This is a genomic window from Methylobacter sp. sgz302048, assembly GCF_052162025.1.
Classification (GTDB): domain Bacteria; phylum Pseudomonadota; class Gammaproteobacteria; order Methylococcales; family Methylomonadaceae; genus Methylobacter.
Genome location: NZ_CP197401.1, coordinates 1,404,395 through 1,421,918 on the forward strand (window position 1 = coordinate 1,404,395; position 17,524 = coordinate 1,421,918).

The 17,524-nt window shown below is 53.7% G+C and carries 16 protein-coding genes; 11 read left to right on the top strand and 5 right to left on the bottom strand.

Translation table 11 applies throughout. The features are described from left to right. Positions 1 to 8: 8 nt before the first annotated feature. From ACTNE6_RS06690 to ACTNE6_RS06710, 5 genes are all read left to right on the top strand, one after another. Positions 9 to 434 (top strand): ATP-binding protein, encoded by a 426-nt coding sequence (locus ACTNE6_RS06690; RefSeq protein ID WP_194968626.1) that lies wholly within the window; start codon positions 9 to 11, stop codon positions 432 to 434. Positions 435 to 444: 10 nt separating this feature from the next. Then, positions 445 to 5,187 (top strand): NAD-glutamate dehydrogenase domain-containing protein, encoded by a 4,743-nt coding sequence (locus ACTNE6_RS06695; protein ID WP_442499077.1) that lies wholly within the window; start codon positions 445 to 447, stop codon positions 5,185 to 5,187. A gap of 305 nt (positions 5,188 to 5,492) precedes the next feature. Next, entirely contained in the window at positions 5,493 to 5,879 is a 387-nt protein-coding gene (locus ACTNE6_RS06700) for a hypothetical protein (protein WP_442499078.1), read from the top strand. A gap of 133 nt (positions 5,880 to 6,012) precedes the next feature. Then, on the top strand, positions 6,013 to 6,501 hold the full coding sequence (locus ACTNE6_RS06705) for a hypothetical protein (RefSeq protein ID WP_442499079.1): 489 nt from the start codon (positions 6,013 to 6,015) through the stop codon (positions 6,499 to 6,501). 69 nt (positions 6,502 to 6,570) lie between these two features. Then, entirely contained in the window at positions 6,571 to 6,777 is a 207-nt protein-coding gene (locus tag ACTNE6_RS06710; RefSeq protein ID WP_442499080.1) for a hypothetical protein, read from the top strand. Between the two features lie 79 nt (positions 6,778 to 6,856). Here the strand turns inward: ACTNE6_RS06710 and ACTNE6_RS06715 are convergent, their stop codons facing one another. The 3 genes from ACTNE6_RS06715 to ACTNE6_RS06725 all read right to left on the bottom strand — a co-directional run bounded on the left by ACTNE6_RS06715 (position 6,857) and on the right by ACTNE6_RS06725 (position 8,729). Beyond that, positions 6,857 to 7,207 carry a transposase gene (locus tag ACTNE6_RS06715; protein WP_442499081.1) on the bottom strand — a complete coding sequence of 117 codons (351 nt, stop codon included), beginning with the start codon at positions 7,205 to 7,207 and terminating at the stop codon, positions 6,857 to 6,859. A gap of 386 nt (positions 7,208 to 7,593) precedes the next feature. Beyond that, complete coding sequence (locus tag ACTNE6_RS06720; RefSeq protein WP_442497301.1) at positions 7,594 to 8,289, bottom strand: IS630 family transposase; 696 nt, start codon at positions 8,287 to 8,289, stop codon at positions 7,594 to 7,596. Then, a complete protein-coding gene (locus ACTNE6_RS06725; RefSeq protein ID WP_442498071.1) occupies positions 8,286 to 8,729 on the bottom strand; it encodes a helix-turn-helix domain-containing protein in 444 nt (147 codons plus the stop codon). Before ACTNE6_RS06725 ends, ACTNE6_RS06720 begins: the two co-directional genes overlap by 4 nt. 218 nt (positions 8,730 to 8,947) lie before the next feature. Between ACTNE6_RS06725 and ACTNE6_RS06730 the strand changes: the two genes are divergently transcribed. Both ACTNE6_RS06730 and ACTNE6_RS06735 read left to right on the top strand, forming a co-directional pair. Then, positions 8,948 to 9,166, top strand: a complete 219-nt coding sequence (locus ACTNE6_RS06730) for a hypothetical protein (protein WP_442499082.1) — start codon at positions 8,948 to 8,950, stop codon at positions 9,164 to 9,166. A 308-nt stretch (positions 9,167 to 9,474) separates the two neighbouring features. Then, complete coding sequence (locus ACTNE6_RS06735; protein ID WP_442499083.1) at positions 9,475 to 10,035, top strand: hypothetical protein; 561 nt, start codon at positions 9,475 to 9,477, stop codon at positions 10,033 to 10,035. Here the strand turns inward: ACTNE6_RS06735 and ACTNE6_RS06740 are convergent. Next, positions 10,022 to 10,360, bottom strand: a complete 339-nt coding sequence (locus ACTNE6_RS06740) for a hypothetical protein (protein WP_442499084.1) — start codon at positions 10,358 to 10,360, stop codon at positions 10,022 to 10,024. The two genes, ACTNE6_RS06735 and ACTNE6_RS06740, sit on opposite strands and share 14 nt — an antisense overlap. 445 nt (positions 10,361 to 10,805) lie before the next feature. Between ACTNE6_RS06740 and nhaD the strand changes: the two genes are divergently transcribed. From nhaD to ACTNE6_RS06760, 4 genes are all read left to right on the top strand, one after another. Beyond that, on the top strand, positions 10,806 to 12,119 hold the full coding sequence (gene nhaD / locus ACTNE6_RS06745) for a sodium:proton antiporter NhaD (protein ID WP_442499679.1): 1,314 nt from the start codon (positions 10,806 to 10,808) through the stop codon (positions 12,117 to 12,119). Positions 12,120 to 12,148: 29 nt separating this feature from the next. Further along, on the top strand, positions 12,149 to 14,053 hold the full coding sequence (locus ACTNE6_RS06750) for a potassium transporter Kup (RefSeq protein ID WP_442499085.1): 1,905 nt from the start codon (positions 12,149 to 12,151) through the stop codon (positions 14,051 to 14,053). Between the two features lie 66 nt (positions 14,054 to 14,119). Continuing rightward, positions 14,120 to 15,688, top strand: coding sequence for a DUF4118 domain-containing protein (locus tag ACTNE6_RS06755; protein WP_442499086.1), 1,569 nt, complete (start codon positions 14,120 to 14,122; stop codon positions 15,686 to 15,688). Beyond that, positions 15,685 to 16,386 carry a response regulator gene (locus tag ACTNE6_RS06760; RefSeq protein ID WP_442499087.1) on the top strand — a complete coding sequence of 234 codons (702 nt, stop codon included), beginning with the start codon at positions 15,685 to 15,687 and terminating at the stop codon, positions 16,384 to 16,386. Before ACTNE6_RS06755 ends, ACTNE6_RS06760 begins: the two co-directional genes overlap by 4 nt. Before the next feature lie 119 nt (positions 16,387 to 16,505). On the opposite strand, the gene ACTNE6_RS06765 is transcribed toward ACTNE6_RS06760, so the two are convergent. After that, complete coding sequence (locus ACTNE6_RS06765) at positions 16,506 to 17,465, bottom strand: IS110 family transposase (RefSeq protein WP_194971213.1); 960 nt, start codon at positions 17,463 to 17,465, stop codon at positions 16,506 to 16,508. Positions 17,466 to 17,524 lie beyond the last annotated feature (59 nt).

The following is a 17,524-nucleotide window of genomic DNA, read 5'->3' on the forward strand; positions in this document are numbered from 1 at the left end:
AGGGGTGTATGTACAGTTCGGACATCCAGGTTGATGTCGTCATTCCGACACAGACGAAATATCTGGATTTGATTGGCAGTGTCGGAGAAGGCTTAGGCAAATACCTGGAAAATTTTGCCGGCGATCGCGAGGCATTGGCCTATCATTTAAACCTGGTGCTGACCGAAGCGACCATCAACGCCATCAAGCACGCCAATTACAACAACCCCGAAGAGACGGTCAGAATAACGATTCAAATTCAGGAGGATGCCGTCAAAATCAAGGTTTACGATCACGGCCAGGGGTTCGATCTCGAAGCCGTGCCGGTACCGGACTTTGAAAATCCCAAGGAAAGCGGCATGGGCCTTTTTTTTATCAAGACCCTGATGGATTCGGTGACGTATACGCGGCAAGAAGACTACAATGTGCTGGAGATTGTCAAATACCTGAAATGAGGGAGTGCCGTTGGATATCTTGCTGATCAGTGATGAACATGCCGTCAAAGGGACGCGGCAACGCCAGCAATTGGTGGCCGTTCAGTGCCTTCTTGACTCCCACCAAGACCACCAAAGGCGCCGGTTTTTAAGAAAACTGGCCGATTATCTGCTGTTCCCCGACAGTTATTTGATTGCTTTTCCGGCTCCGCTGCTGGCCGGGCTGATCGATCAGATACTGGACTTTATCGAAACAAAGCCCGAAGCCGCCGCGATGAAAATTGTCCCGCTGGACGAAGGCGACAACCGGTTATTGCTGGTCAATTGCCAGAATGTCCCGCATATCGTGGATTCGATCATGGCTTTGCAGACCAAGCTGGACATCGCTATCGAATTGCTGGCGCACCCGGTTCTAAGCGTCAGGCGCCGCGACGGGCATGTGGTTTATCTGGAAAACGACGCGCTATCGGGCGGTACCGAACTGCTGATTGTGATCCGTCTGGGGTTCGTCGACGAAACATATGATGCGTTGCTGCTGCAAGGCATTGCCCGGGTCATTGCCGCCGCATTAAAGGTCGACCGCAGCCGCGCCGAGATGCACGGCAAACTGAACGGGCTGAAGCAAATCGCCGCGCTGGAAAAATACGCCGCCTTTATCGACTGGCTTAAGGATGACGCATTCGTTTTTGTCGCCTGGCAGCGGTTTTCCTCCGATTTGCCGGTGCAGCAAATGATCAGTCTGGCAGAGGACGCGTTAACCGATATTGCGCCTTATACCTGTTATGATGCGGATTTCCCATGCAGCCTGAAAAACATACTGGCCCGGCAAACCGAAGTCATCGTTGAAGCCATTCCGGTCATCAGCCCGATTGCCCAGGCGCGTCCGTTGGTCTATCTGGGCTTCAGGCAGACCGGGGCGGATGGCGCGTGGATAGAGCACGCGTTCTTCGGTCTGTTCGATGAAGTGGAGATGAACGAAACCCTCAATACGATTCCGGCGCTGAGTGAAAAAATAGACCGTACGCTGCATGCCATCAAAGTCTACTGCAACAGCCATGAATATTTTCAGCTCAAGGAAATCTTCAATCTGTTTCCAAAAGTCGAAGTGTTTCTGTCCGATGACATTCAGCTGCACCTGATCGCGCAGTCGCTGAAACGCTATCTTTACCGGCCCGAAGTCATCAAGTTGCTGATACTGGCCAGCGCCAGCCCGAACAGGCTATCAGCCCTGATCATCGTGCCGATCGCGCTTTACAGGGACGGCATAGAGGCGGTTCTGTTCGATTTGCTGTGCCGGGAGCTGGCCTGTCGCGTGGAAAACAGCCGCAAAGTTATCCCGGGCGGCAGTTACATCGGCCTGCAACTGGCGCTGATCCCTGAACGGGAACTGACCACGATCAATGTCGACAGGCTGGACAGCCAGCTGAACCGGCTGGCCCGGCCCTGGTCCGTATCGTTCATGCAACTGGCGGAGAGGGCTTTCGGCCGGGACATTAACGTCCGGTTGTGGCAGAAATACCCGTCATTGTTCTCGGTGGAATATAAAACCCGGGTGTCGCCGCGTTACGCGATCAAGGATATCGTGCACTTGAAGCAGGTGCTGGCATCAGGCGCCCAGCGCGTCAACCTGCTGAGCCCTTATCGGGACATCGAGCATTACCGGCTGCATTTTTTCAGCCGGCAGGAGCGTTTCCTCGATGAATACATTCCGATGCTGGAAAACATGGGCCTGAGAGTCATCGACCAGATGCAGTTTTGCCTCACGCTCGACGGCACTGCGCTGTTTATCAAAAGCTTCACTGTCAAGGCGGCCAAAAGCCAGTGCGCCAGTTTCAACAGCCTGAAATGCCGCATGCTGGAAATGATCCAGTCCATGCTGGACGGCAAGGCCGAAAATGACGCGCTCAACAGCCTGCTGGTCATGACCGGCATGAACTGGCAGGACATCGACGTGCTCAGGGCTTACCGCAATTATTACTTGCAACTGGGCCATAACACCACACTGGCCAGTCTGCATCGCGCTTTGTTGAACAATCCGGCCGTCGCGCATTTTCTGTTCAAATATTTTGAAGCCCGCTTCAGGCCGGACCCGGCCTGGCAGGATCTCATGGTCAGGGAAGACCAGATATTATTCCCGCTGCGCCTGCAACTGCTCGAAAGCTTTGCCTCAGTGTCCGACATCAATGACGACCGGATTTTGCGCACGCTGTTCAATCTGATCGATGCCACCATGCGCTGCAATTTTCATCGGCGCCGCAGCCAGTCCGAGTATTTTGTCGCCTTCAAGATCAACAGCCTCGGCGTCATCGATATGCAGCCTCCCAGGCCGCAGCATGAGATTTACGTGCATGCGTTCGACATGGAAGGCATCCATCTGCGCGCCGGCCGGATTTCGCGCGGCGGCATACGCTGGTCCGACCGCCCCGACGATTTCAGGACCGAGATTCTCGGACTCATGCAGACCCAGATCAGCAAAAACGCGCTGATCATCCCGACCGGCGCGAAAGGCGGCTTCGTCATCAAGAAAAACGGCGTGCTTCCCGATCTGAAAACGGCCGGCAAAAAAGCCTATGTCACGTTGATAAAGGGGCTGCTCGACTTGACCGACAACTATGACGGCGATCAGGTCGTCAAGCCCGAAGGCCTGGTGACTTACGATGATGTCGACCCGTATCTGGTCGTGGCCGCCGACAAGGGCACGGCCGGGTTTTCGGATATCGCCAACGGGATTTCGGAAGACTACCGGTTCTGGCTGGGCGATGCGTTCGCGAGCGGCGGCTCCAGGGGCTACAACCACAAAGCGTTGGGCATTACCGCCCGCGGCGCCTGGGAGTGCGTAAAACGCCATTTTCGCGAGCTGGGCAAGGATATCCAGCAAGAGCCGTTTACGGTGGTCGGTATCGGCAGCATGGATGGCGACGTGTTCGGCAACGGCATGCTGCTGTCGCCGTGCATCCGCCTGCTGGCGGCCTTCAGCGGCCAGCATATCTTTATCGATCCCGATCCGATGCCGGGCGATGCGCCGTTCAACGAGCGCAAGCGCCTGTTTGAACTGCCCGGATCGAGCTGGGACGATTACGACCGCAGCCTCATTTCCGAAGGCGGCGGCGTCTATCTGCGATCGGCCAAGGACATCCCGATTTCGGCCGAGCTCAGAAAATGGCTGGGCGTGCGCTACCAAATCCTGGACGGCGAATCGCTGATCCGCTATCTGCTGACCGCGCCGGTCGAGCTGTTGTGGCTGGGCGGCATCGGCACCTACGTGAAAGCGGCCGTAGAAAAGCACGAAGAGGTCGGCGACCGCAGCAATGACAACGTGCGCGTCAATGCGGCCGAGCTCGGTGCGCGCGTGGTCGGCGAGGGCGCCAATCTGGGCTTCACGCAGAAGGCGCGCATCGAATACGGCCTGAAGGGCGGCCGCATCAACACCGATGCGGTCGACAATTCGGCCGGCGTCGACACCTCCGACCATGAAGTCAATCTGAAGATCCTGCTGACCGGCCTGCAAAAAAAGAACGTCATCAGTGATTACCAACAGTTGTTCGTCAGCATGACCGATGAAGTCTGCCAGCTGGTGCTGGCCGATAATTATGCCCAGAGCCTTTGCCTGTCACTCGATGTCCGGCGCTGCGCCGACAACCCGGAGGTTTTCCTGCATCTGGCCGAGCGCCTGGAAGCCGCCGGCGTTTTCGACCGGGTAGTCGAATCGTTTCCCCAGACCAAGCAGGTGCTGGCTCGGCCGGGGCAAACCCTGACCCGGCCGGAGCTGGCCGTATTGATGGCGGCCGCCAAGATGCAGCTGACGCAACAGATACAAGAGCAGGTCTCTTTACTCGAAGAGGCCTGCAGCGAATGTTATCTGCAGGCCTATTTTCCGGAACAGGTCAATGAGCGCTACAGTGATTATCTGCCCAGCCATGCGCTGTCCGGCGAAATCAGGGCCACCTATGTCAGCAACAAGATCATCAATCAGGCCGGCTGCAGCTTTCTGAGCCTCGACATCGACAGGCAAAACGTCAACACCATGGATAACGTCACCTGCTACCTGGCCTTTGACCAGGTGCTGGACGGCGATGCCTTCAGGCAGGCTGTTTACGCGCTGGACAATCAGCTGGCCGCCGACAGGCAATACTCGCTGTTGCTTGAACTGGAAAGCATCCTGGCCGGCTTCTGCCGCTGGGCCTTGATTCATGGCCGGAAAATCCGTCCGGACGAGCAGACCATCCGCCGCTATCGCCTCTATCTGACGGCTTACGAAATGTACTTTGACCAAGCCGGCCTCATCGGAACCGCGCTGTTTCAGACGCGCTTTGACGTCTACCGGCAGCAGGGCATACCCGATGCGCTGGCCCGCAGGATCCTATTTATCAACAGCCTTGAGAATTTCCCGCTGATCGTGGCGCTGTCTGCCGAAACCGCGAAGGATTTTATCGCTATCCTGAAACTGTTCAACGACACCACCGCTTATCTGGGGCTTTACACCATCTATGACCGCCTGGCAGCCATGCCGCGCCATGACCATTGGGAAAGAAGGGTCGCCAATGACCTGGAGGAAGGCATGCAGCGGACAGTCGGCAAGCTGGTCAAGACGATGGCGCTCAAAAATGCCGAAACCTGCGCCGCTTATTTCGAGCAGTTCCGCGAAAGGCAAAAAGTCAACCGCTACCGGCGCATTTACAAGGAAATTGACATGACCTTGCCGGCCAGTTTATTGCCGTATATTGCTTTGAACAGGGAGCTGGAAAGTCTGGTTAATCAGGATGGGGCTGCTTGATATCGTTGGTGTCTTTTTGCCCTCTAACATGGGATGAGCTAAATAGGCTGACTGCCTTCAATTAAAACAGGCTGAAAATCCAAATAAGCATAGTCGGCCAGATTGATCAGACGTTGCCATGTTACAGAAGATTTTTAGCAAATTTATTTGGGAAGTAGAAGTGTCGCGTTTGTTTACCCGCTGTGTCCTGTTGAGGTACACTTTGGCCAATCAAAACAATTAATTAAACGAGTCTATGAGAAATATACGACAAATCAGATTTTTTATAAGACAGTCGATGTCGTGTATATCACGTTAGGGTCTATATGCAAACAGAAAAACAATCTTCCGATGATGCTTTTAAAACTGGTGTAAACAAGGTTGTTCATAATATTCCTCATGATTATGAATTAAGCAAAATGTCATTCGTTGAACTTGCTATTGAGCTGGCTTCTTCTAAAAAAGATTCCCCAAAGTTCATCGTCTTTGAACGAGAAATTAAAAAACACATCGCAAAAGACCAAGCAAAAATCAATCGCGGTAATATTATTCTCGGTGCCTGCATCGGCTTGGTTGGCGTTTTCCTTGGCGCTTGGCTAAAGGAATCCCCACCCACGCGACAGGTAGCCCCAAGCAACACTGTGCAACAATACAAAAATATTAAACTCCCAGTCGCTGATGTCGAGCCGAAACCTACAGCCACAAACCCATAACCAGAAGGTAGCAATGCACAGCCAAGCCAGAATCACCCCTAACATACCGCTCAACCAGACCCGCCGAAGCGGGGCGGTTCTGCTTCCGAAGCTTCCAGCGGCGGGCTGGTTAGCTTTACGTTAGGACTCTGCAATGCAGCCTCTCCCAGATTTAATCGTAGGCGCACTACTCGCGCTGCTTGGCGTCTTAGTTTCGCAACTCGTAGCCATGCTACAGGCGCGGCTAGAACGGCAGCACAAGCGCGAAGTGCTCTTACGCACAAAGTACGAGGAACTTGGAGCGCATTTTTTGGAGTCGCTGAAACTGCCCCATGCTTTAATGACGGCGGAGAGTACCGAAGATATCCTCGCTTTAACGCATCAAGCACCAGGGAATCATGCTCATCTGCTCGCCATGATCTACTTCCCAAAACTTCGAGAGTCAACTGGACAGTATATTGAATCGTATTCATCTCTTTGTTTGGCTGCCGCTTCATTGCATAACCCAGACGACAAGCGCCCTCTTGGAATGCAAGTTTTCGATAAGCCGACTTACATTGAGGCGCGAAACGCACATCTTGCGGCGCGAGATAATTTGCAAGAACAAATTGAACGCCATGCCGATACCTATGCAAAGTCCTAACCTTTCGTTCGAGGGGACGCTCCGTCTATCGGGCGCGCGCCTCTCTATTCCACGTTAGAAACCTTCATTATGCCTGAATTCATACCTTTCCAGGAGCAAAACGAAGGACACTTCCCAAACACAGGAAACACGATTGTTGATCTGCATCGATTACTAGCGATATTTCTCGCTAGTAGGCATTTTGCCGAGCTTTGCAAGAACTATCCCGGAGAAGGCTTTGATCCAATCTACAAGATTCAAGAAGTGGAACAAGATGAGATCCGAGAATTCTGCTGAACTTAACGCGGTAAGGTGCATTCGTAGGGCGCAATAGCGTGAGCGTATTGCGCCGCATGTTGGCTGCCAAACCCAGCATTCAACGCCGCCCATGCCGGGTTTCCGCTAAAGCTCCAACCCAGCCTACTCCTCGCTTCTCAGCGGTTTCAGATTGAGGTCGACTAGACTCACCTCGTACTCCGGAAACCGCTGTACACTTGACGCTTTGGCTGTCCAGACAACCGGCCGTCGGGTGTTTATGGCGTCCGCCTTTCTCCCGCAGTCTTGCACGCAACAGGTGATGCAAACGCTTCCAAGTGCCATTGCAGGACCAACGGCTAAAATAGTAATAAACGGCCGTCCAGACTGGAAACTCGCGCGGCAGTTGCCGCCATTGGCAACCGGTCTTTAAAACATAGAGAATGGCATTGATCACCTGCCGCAGACTCACTACCCGCGGCCTCCTGTTAATGGACAACTAAACTGAGCCAGAATTGGCCAACAATTTTGAGCCACTTTTTCCTTTATCTTTATCTCAGTATTTGCCACAGTCCCTGGCTTTTGTTCAGGTAGCGCCATGCGCCATCGCTCAGGTTACTTGGATAACGCTGCTTCCGCTTTTTTATTCATGAATATATCTACTGATAGCAAAATTTCATTACCCTAAATCAGAAAAACGAAATTTCCAAACAGCTTCTTAGAGGAAAAGCTCCATAAGGAACTTTTCGGTAACCGCTTTCAGGCTTATCAAGAGGCAATAGATCGGATACACGAGAAGTATCAGACAGCAGCCGAAGTCGCGGGGGAAAGCGGTTATGGTTCAAGGCTAGTGCATTGTCACAGCTTAATTTTAGGGTAAATGGATTTCAGTTTCGTTCGTGCATCGTCCACTTTCATCTGCCAATCGACACCGCGTTGTTTGCTATTAACAGAGCTCGACCAGGCGCTAATTTCAGTCCGTAAGGTTTCCATGTCACCGAACCTTCGATGCGCCAGGCACTGTCGGGTCAGGGTACTCAACTCATTTTCAGCGATATTCAACCAACTGCCATGCTTGGGCGTCTGGCAAAACTTGATCCGCCGTACGAGGTTGCGGGCACGTTCGGGTTCGAAGACCTCATAAAAGGCTCCTTTGGTATGGGTGTTGAGATTGTCGCTCACCAGCGTCACCACGGGACACTGGGCATAACGCCCTTCCAGCAAGCGGGCCACTTCTTTGGCCCAATCTGCTTTGGTGCGCTGAGGGCGGGCCGTCACCTCGCGCCATCCGACTAACGGCTCGGTAAACAGGAACAAGCTGGCGGTGCCGGCACGCTCGTATTCGTAATCGACCCGTGGCGGCTGCGTCAGCGTCCCCGGTCGTGGCGTACGGGTCTCTTTGATCAACTGTATCGGTTGTTCGTCCATGCAAAGGACCGGATGCGCGGCCTCATACGGTCGCGCATACACGTCCAGCACCTCTTCCATTGCAGCCACAAATTCGGCGTCCTGCTCGGGCGGAATCACCCCATAGGCAATCGCCCGCTGCGTCATGCCGTTTTTTTAATCAGCTTGCGGACGGTCTCATGGCTGATGGCGTCTACAATCCCCAGTTCCACGACGCGCCCGGCCAACAGCCGCAGGCTCCAGCGCGCATAGCCTGCCGGCGGCGATCCCAAGCGCGTGGCGATAATGCGCGCTTCCTGTGCCCCGTCCAATAACCTCGGGGTCGGCGGATACTCGCGTTTTCGGCCTTCCAACGCCCGTTCAAAGCCCTCTTCGACAAAGCGCTGGCGGATCTTTTCGACCGTGTTGATCCGGCATGCGTAGGCCTCCGCAATCCGCTGGTCTGTCCAACCCGGGCCATTCGCATCGGCCTTGAACAGAATCTGCGCACGCCGGACTTTTTGTGAGCTGCCTTGAAGTTTTTTGATCACCTTTTGAAGATGATGACGTTCCGTATCGCTCAGGCGGACAATGTATTTCTTGGGCATGTCTCGTCTCCGGTTTGGGAAAGAAGCCTATTAGACAGTTTTAGGTAGCCCATATTCTTAGCGTTGGCAGTGCACTAGGCAACAAGCTTGTAAACCCTTCGAACTACTGTGAACTGTCGTTCGTATCAGATGATCCAATAACTCGCGACATTCTTGGAAACGACGACACCCTCAACAAGGAAGTGGCGGCTGTTTACGATTCGTTCCTGAAAGTGGTTATGAAACTGAATGCGGCTCGGGCGGAGAAAGGGGTTGAATTGGTCGATTTGCCCAATTTTAGCCTGGGGCTTAGGGTGAGATATACGGGTGCATCTCTGGAGGAGTTCGGCGAACGCTGGGGGAAGGTATTGGCAAGTGCCTTTGGGGAAATTGCGGAACGCTTAAGCAACGAAGCCCAACAAGGCACTTTAACCGACACTCGCACCTCGCGAGGTTGAGCTCTGACGTTAGGCTGCATTGCTGATAGGTTGCGGCAATGAAAAGCAGCTAAATGCAACAACCTAATTACTGAAAGAGGGGTTACACAATGAAGTCTACCATCTGTACTACGCTCGTCGGTATATGTTTTCTATTTCGGAGAGTCGGGGGTGAGTTGTGGCCGGAATGTTTTCCGGAAACAGACCCGAGCAAAACCTACACGGATCCCGAGTTCAAAAGCATGTCGTCGCCGCGACCGCTATTTTGCGGCCGCGCGTGGCAGAACTCCACGCATCGCTCATCCCCTCAGCAAAAGGGAGTATGCGCGATGCGCCTCAAGACCATATTCGCACTCACGGCTGTGCTTGCTCTGCCGACCACTTTGTCGGCGGCCGGACTCGACAATTTCTATGGCGTGAACATGGTGGCCTGCGTTCCGACGGGCCAGACGTCCGCCCGGTCGGTCCTGTTCAATTCGGGCGGCGACGCGTCGTTCCGCGACGGGGGTTTCGGCGAGATCATCCTGACCTGCGCCATCCCGAACACGCTCAGCCGGATCACCAAGATGACGGTCAGGTACAAGGATGACGGGGTCCCCGGTGCGGGTTCGCAAGTCGTGACCGCGCTGAGGCAAAAGAGATATGTTTTCAACGGGATTAGTGAGGGCGTGGACTCCGCTCCCTCGACGATTGCCGAGGCAGATAGCAATGCTTTCGTCCCTCCAGTCATCTCTCCGCAGGGGTACAGGGACCACCAAAAGAATGTTCTCCCGACCAACGGGACGCTGACCTTCGATCACCGCCGGTTCTTCTATTACATACAGGTCAACATGCGCCGGCCGGCCGGCACCACCGGCCCAGTCACCGTGGCGTACGTCACGCTGTTCTAGACGCGGTTGCCGACGCGGAGTGAATGAGCAGGCGTTCCTGCATGCCCAGGCATGCAGGAACGCCTGCTCCCGCTCGGTAGCGCTGTCCAATTGAATCCTGGCCTCCGCTGCCGCCTTCTTGCCTGCCAAAGGCGAAAGGGGGCAACTCATGCCGCAATTCACCGTCAACCCGAACCGCTTCGATCCCTACAAGAACTTCAAGTTCCGGGTGAAATGGGATGGCCGCGAAGTCGCCGGCGTGTCGAAGGTCAATGCGGTAAGATGCATTCGTAGGGCGCAATAGCGTGAGCGTATTGCGCCGCATGTTGGCTGCCAAACCCAGCATTCAACGCCGCCCATGCTGGGTTTCCGCTAAAGCGCCAACCCAGCCTACTCCTCGCTTCTCAGCGGTTTCAGATTGAAAGTTGACTAGATTCCGCGCTGGCCGAAGATTCCCTGTCACTTCATCTAAACTGCAATTGCAGATCAGCACTTCCTACGAAAGAATTTGGGTTCTTTACGCATTTTTTACACTCGGCTCATTACAATGCCCGGCCTTGTGAACTGCAGTTTCTGACTGCCGTTTGGTATCTGTTAATAATCAAGGCTTGTCGATCGGTTTCTTGGCCTGATCGGCACAGGAGAGTGAAGTGCGGTATTTGTTTTATCTGCTTGGAACGGTTGGATTGCTAGTGCCGGGCTTGGGATATGCCGAAGACGAAGCGGTAACGCCGGCGGTGCAGCAGCTTGATCTGACTCATCACTGGGCAGGCTATTTTTCATTGGCTGTGATGGTCGTCGCCTATATCGCAGCCATGCTCGAAGATGTCACCGAACTGCGCAAATCCAAGCCGATGTTGCTGGCTTCGGCGCTGATTTGGGCTGTCATCGTGACAGTCTATCAACAGCAAGGTCAAAACCAGCTTGCCATCGCGGCCTTTAGGGGCAATTTGCAGACTTACATGGAATTGCTGCTGTTTATCATGGTCTCCATGACATACTTGAATGCTATGGAAGACATGCGGATATTCGAAGCGATAAAATTCTGGTTGGTCAGCAAACACTGGAGTTATCGGCGACTGTTCTGGATTACCGGCTTCATGGTGTTTTTTATCTCCAGCGTCGTCAATGGCTTGACGGCAGGGTTGTTGATGGGAGCTGTAGTGGTCGCCGTCGGTAGAGACAGTCCGAAGTTTGTTTCGTTAGCCTGCATCAATATTGTAATAGCCACCAATGCCGGCGGTTCTTTCAGTCCTCTGGGCGGTATATCGACTTTGTTCGTCTGGCAACACGGCATATTGGGATTTCTTCAGTTTTTTAAGCTGTTCGTGCCTTGCCTGGTGAATTTTTTAGTTCCGGCTTTGGCAATGCATTTTGCGTTGCCCAAAGACAAGCCGGCTGTCGAGACCGAGAGGGTGGTTTTGCCGCGCGGCGCAAAGCGCATCATTTTTCTGTTTGGGGTCACTATCGCCCTGGCTGTCTCTTTTGATATGAAACTCCGTTTGCCGGCGGCGGCAGGCATGATGGCCGGTTTGTCATTGCTGCAATTTTTCTTTTTCTATCTGCACAAAACCTCAAATTCGCGGGGCTTAAGGCAATTAGAGTACGATTTATTTTCGGGCGCCGATGTCAGTGATCTCGAGATTGCCGATGCCCGCGCCAAGAAGCTCGACGTGTTCGAAAAAGTCGGCCGTCTGGAATGGGATACGCTGCTGTTTTTCTATGGCGCGATGATGGGCATCGGCGGCCTGGGCTATATTGGCTATCTGGACGCCATTTCGCATATGCTGTACGGTCAGTTGAGTCCCACGCTGGCGAATATCTTGATCGGCCTGTCTTCGGCATTTGTCGATAACGGCACGCTGATGTTTGCGGTGATTACTATGCAGCCTGATATTCCTCAAGGACAATGGCTGCTGTTGACCTTGACGCTGGGTGTCGGCGGCAGTCTGCTGGCAATCGGCTCGGCGCCGGGAATAGGCTTGCTGGGACAAGCCAAAGGCCAATATACTTTCAGCAGCCATATGAAATGGCTTCCGGCGATTTTACTAGGTTACTTTGCGGCCATCGGCGTGCATTTTCTGGTTAACGCCGGTTCCTTTTAATCCTGACTTGAAATTTGGAACGCTTAGCCATGTCTATTCAACACGCAACTGTGTCTACTCAGCCAAGTCATTCCAAGCAACAACTGGCCGGCTTGGCATTGAGTGCAATAGGCGTGGTGTTCGGCGACATTGGCACGAGTCCTTTATATGCGCTCAAGGAAGTTTTCCACGGCGGCGTGCCGATCGATCACACCCATGTGCTCGGTGTGCTGTCGCTGGTTTTCTGGTCGTTGACGCTGGTGGTTACGACCAAATACGCGATCTTCATCATGCGCGCCGACAACAAAGGCGAGGGCGGCATTATGGCGCTGATGGCGCTGGCGTTGCACGGTTCCCGGGATAAGCCGGGCAGGATGCGCTTTATCGTCACCATCGGCCTGCTCGGTGCGGCGTTATTCTACGGAGACAGCATGATCACGCCGGCCATTTCCGTACTCAGCGCGGTTGAAGGCTTGGGCATTGTCGCCCCGCCGTTAGCTCATCATGTGGTGCCGATTACCATTGCCGTGCTGGGCGGATTGTTTGTGTTGCAGGCCAAAGGTACAGGCCATGTTGGCAAACTGTTTGCGCCGATCATGTGTTTCTGGTTCGGGACACTGGCTGTCCTGGGCGTTATCAATATTACTCACGCACCCAGCGTGCTGGTTGCGATTAATCCTTATTTTGCCGTGCATTTGCTGATCGAACTGGGGTGGCACGGCTTTCTGATCATGGGCGCCATCGTATTGACCATTACGGGCGCCGAAGCGCTGTATGCCGATATGGGGCATTTCGGCCTGAAACCGATACGCTATGCCTGGTTCAGCTTTGTATTTCCGGCCCTGCTGCTCAATTATTTTGGCCAGGGCGCGCTGCTGCTCAAGCATCCCGAAGCGATACAGAACCCATTCTATCTGCTCGCCCCGACTTGGGCGCTCTACCCGTTGTTGCTGCTGGCGACACTGGCTACCGTCATCGCTTCGCAAGCGGTCATTTCCGGCGCCTTTTCCGTGACGCGGCAGGCCATACAGTTGGGTTATTGTCCGCGCATGCAGATACTGCATACCTCAGGCGAGGAGATGGGGCAGGTCTATATCTCGGTGGTCAACTGGCTGCTGATGGTTTCAGTATTTGTGCTGGTGCTGAGCTTTCAGTCCTCGTCGGCGCTGGCTTCGGCCTATGGCATTGCCGTGACAGGCACCATGATCGTCGACACCGTGCTGGCATTCATCGTCATCAAGGAACTCTGGAAGTGGAACAAAATCACCAGCATCACTTTTTTGTCGGTTTTCCTCACTATTGATTTTCTGTTTCTGTCATCGAACAGTCTGAAAATTCCGACTGGCGGCTGGTTGCCGCTGCTCATCGGTACGGTGCTGTTTCTGACCATGACCACCTGGATCAAGGGCCGCGAACTGTTGGCGGCTTATCTGGATGAAAAACGGGTACTGTTCGAGGAACTGGAAGAAAAAATATTGGATAAGTCCCTGGTGACGGTGCCGGGCTCGGCCATGTATCTGGCCAAGAACCTGCATGGCGTGCCGCAGGTGATGGCGCATAACCTTGAGCACAATCATGTCTTGCACGAGCAAGTCATGGTGCTGACGGTCGTGACCAAGGAAGAGCCTTATGTGGACGAAGCGCATCGCGTCAAAATCCGGACCTTCGGGCAAAACCATAATTACCATCGCGTAAAGCTTTACTTCGGCTTTCAGCAAACGCCCGACGTGCGCCGCGCTCTGGAATTATGCAGGCAGCACGGCTTGGCCATCGATCCCGAACAGACTTCGTTTTTCATCGGCAGCGAGCGGGTTTCTTTCCGGCGTAAAAGCCCAATGCCGCGATGGCGCCGGCCTTTGTTCAGCTTTTTATTTCATAACTCATCCAGCGCGATAGAGTTTTTTAAAATTCCAGTCGGGCTAGTCATCGAATTGGGCATTCGTATTGAACTTTAAAGAAAAAGGCATTGTTCATCCGAGCGATCTTAAATGAAATGCCTTTAAGTTTTGAGCCGTAAAGCCATGCAAAATCCGCCAACTCTAAAAAAACGTCTGACATTTCTCGGCAAACTGCCGCGCGGCGGTGAATTGCGAGGTTATGCTTGGGGCATGGCTGCGCCGTTTGTCTGTACGCTGATTAACTGGCCATTGCAGAATGTTCTGGGTGAAGCCAGCATTCTGATGATCTATCTACTGGGCGTGTTTCTCGTGGCAAACCATTTCGGCCGTGGCGCGTCTATTTTGGCTTCGCTGTTAAGTGCGCCTTTATTCGCTTTTTATTTTGCCAGGCCGATTTTTTCGCTCGCGATCTCCGACCTTGAGAACATCGTCGGCTTGGGGGTGATGATAGTCGTCGCCAACCTGACCAGCAATTTGCAGGATAAAGCACGCCTGCAAGCCGAACTGGCCCGGCAGCGGGAGAGTCGCACCAAAGCCTTGTACCGGTTAAGCCAGGCGTTAGCGGAAACCGGCAATCAGGAAAATGTTGCCGTCGTTGCCGTGCAGCATATTCACGATCAATTCGGCGCAATGTCCGTATTGTTGTTTGCTGATGAACAAGGCCGTCTGGTTTATCCTGAGGCCGAACCGCTTCCTTTTTCGTTGCGCGCTACCGATTTGGCTGATGCGCAGCGGGCATTTAAGCTCGCTAAGGTTCAGCAGCGGCGTAATGGCTGCGCCCCGTTTTATTACCCATTAATGCGATCACAAACCGTATTGGCGGTTCTGGCCATAAGTTTTAAGGCAAGCTCGATCGATTCCGACCCGCAGCTCAGCGCATTTTTCGACACATTCTGCAGCCTGATTACCCAGACCCTGGAACGGTTGTATTTGGCAGCGCAGGCCAAAGACGCCACATTGCAAGCTGAAACCGAATCCTTACGCAATGCATTGCTAAGCGCCATATCGCATGACTTGCGTACGCCTTTGACCCGCATCAGCGGCGCCGCAAGCACACTGATAGAAAGCGGCAGCGAGTGTTCGGAGGAAGAAAAGCAGGATTTGGGCAAGGTCATTCTGGAGGAAGCTCAGCGCATGTCGGATCTGACCAGCAAGATTCTCAATATGGCGAGGTTGAGCAGCGGCGAAATCATTCTGCATCAGGATTGGAACGCGGTTGAAGAGATTGTCGGCGGCGCATTGACCCGCCTGGATAAAAACTTGCAGGGCAGGCCGGTACGTACACAGTTGCCTGGCAGCCTGCCGCTGGTGTGGATAGATGCCGTATTGCTGGAACAGGTACTGGTCAATTTGATCGAAAACGCCATCAAATACACACCGCCGGGCAGTCCTATCGATATAAGCGCCGAGCTGTTGCCGGCCACGGTGCGGCTGACTGTATCCGATTACGGCGACGGCATACCGAAAGGCATGGAGGAAAAATTGTTCGATAAATTCTACCGGCATGAGACTGAAACCCAGACCAGCGGCGTCGGATTGGGGTTGGCATTATGCCGGGCCATCGTCGAAGCCCATGGCGGTGCCATAAAGGCGACCAATCTGGCTGGCAAGGGCGCGGCATTCATGATCGATTTGCCGATGCGCGAACCGCCGTCGTTAAACTGGGATAAGGCCGAGAGCGCTACAGCATGAGCGAAATTCCTCCATTGATTTTGTTGATCGAAGACGATCCGCAAACCCGGCGCTTTCTAAAAAGCAGCCTCATGCATAGAGGCTGGCGCATCCTTGAAGCCGATAATGGCAAGACCGGGCTGGCTCTGGTCCATAGCGACAATCCCGATTTGATGATTCTGGATTTGGGCCTGCCTGACATGGATGGCATTTCGGTCATGAAAAAGCTGCGGCAAGTGTCTGATTTGCCGGTGCTGATATTGTCGGCCCGCAGCCAGGAGCAAAACAAGATTCTGGCGCTGGATGCCGGCGCGGACGACTATCTGACCAAACCGTTCGGCACCGGTGAACTGCATGCGCGTTTACAGGCCCTGCTGCGCCGGGCCAAACGGACCGTCAGCAGCGAGGTCTTTGAAACCGGCGAATTGAAAGTCGATCTGGTGAATCGCAAAGTCTTCATTTCCGGCAATGAAGTGCGCGTTACCCCGATCGAATTTCGGCTATTAAGCATCCTGATCCGTCATGCCGGGCTGGTCGTCAAGCATCATGAACTGCTCAAGGAAGTATGGGGCAGTGAGCATATCAATGATCAGCATTATCTTCGGATTTACATGGGCCAACTGCGCCACAAGCTGGAAATCAATCCGGCCAGGCCCCGCTACTTGCTGACTGAGGTTGGCGTTGGTTATCGGCTGGCTATTGATCAGGACGGCGAGTAAATAAACGATGCCATAGTTGCCGTCAAAAAATATTCGTCGCGTTTCCGGGGAAATTCGATCTATCGCGAATGACAGTTGAGCCAAAACTTGCCAGTTTGTAGATACCGTCTTGTTGCCCATTATGCAAGCGCAAAATTGGGGTCGAAAGGTTTATTCGATTTCAGGATGGCAAAGGCGATATGGACGAGTTTGCGCATTGAAGCACAGGCGATGGCCATGCCATTCTTGCCGCGTGCAGCCAAGCGTTCGCGGAAAAGGCGGATGACGGGATTGTGTCTTCCCGCGACCACGGCGGGCATGTATAGCTTCGCGCGCAACATCGGATCACCCATCTTGGAAATGCGGGTTTTGCCTTTCCACTTGCCGGATTCGTTCAAGGCGGGATTGAGTCCAGCAAAGGCGACAGCTTGCTTGGCGGTGGTGAAGCCGTAGTGATCGCTCAAAGCGACCATGAGGTGGGCAGAGGAGGCTTCGCCGATGCCAGGAATCGTTTCCAGCAAAGCGCGCCGGTGCCTGAGATCAGGGTCTTGATCGATAAGACGTTGAACGCGTTCGCGTGTGGTTTTAAGCGCCTGCTCCAGATGTGCCAAGACGGCTCTGATGGATTCGGCAATCGTGGGGTCAGCCGTATCCAGTCTGTTTTTCTCCATTTGCTGCATTTCCAGCAGGTCTTCGATCCGGCGTAATAAGGCTTGCAGTTCGCGGATATTGGCAGGTGGCGGCGTCCACAAAGGCGGTTTCTTTTCCTGGGCATACCGGGCGATCAGCTTGGCGTCAGCCTTGTCGGTCTTGATTCGGCTCAATTCGCTCTTGGCGAATCCCTTGATTCTGGCAGGATTGACGACAGCCACCGGATAGCCTGATTGGGCCAGGCATTCGGCCAGAGGGATGCTGTAGGCGCCAGTCGCTTCCATGCAAACCGAGGGCTTGACGCCGCCGAACGTCGTCAGCCAGACGATCAAAGCGGCAAAACCTTCCGGCGTGTTGTCGAATTTTTTATGCTTGTATTTGCCGTTCTCCAGGCGGGCAACATCGAATTTATGCTTGGCAATATCCACACCAACCGTCACTTGGGACATCTTTAAACACTCCAAAAAACTATATAAAATCAATAAGATCAATTTTAAGGCATACGCCT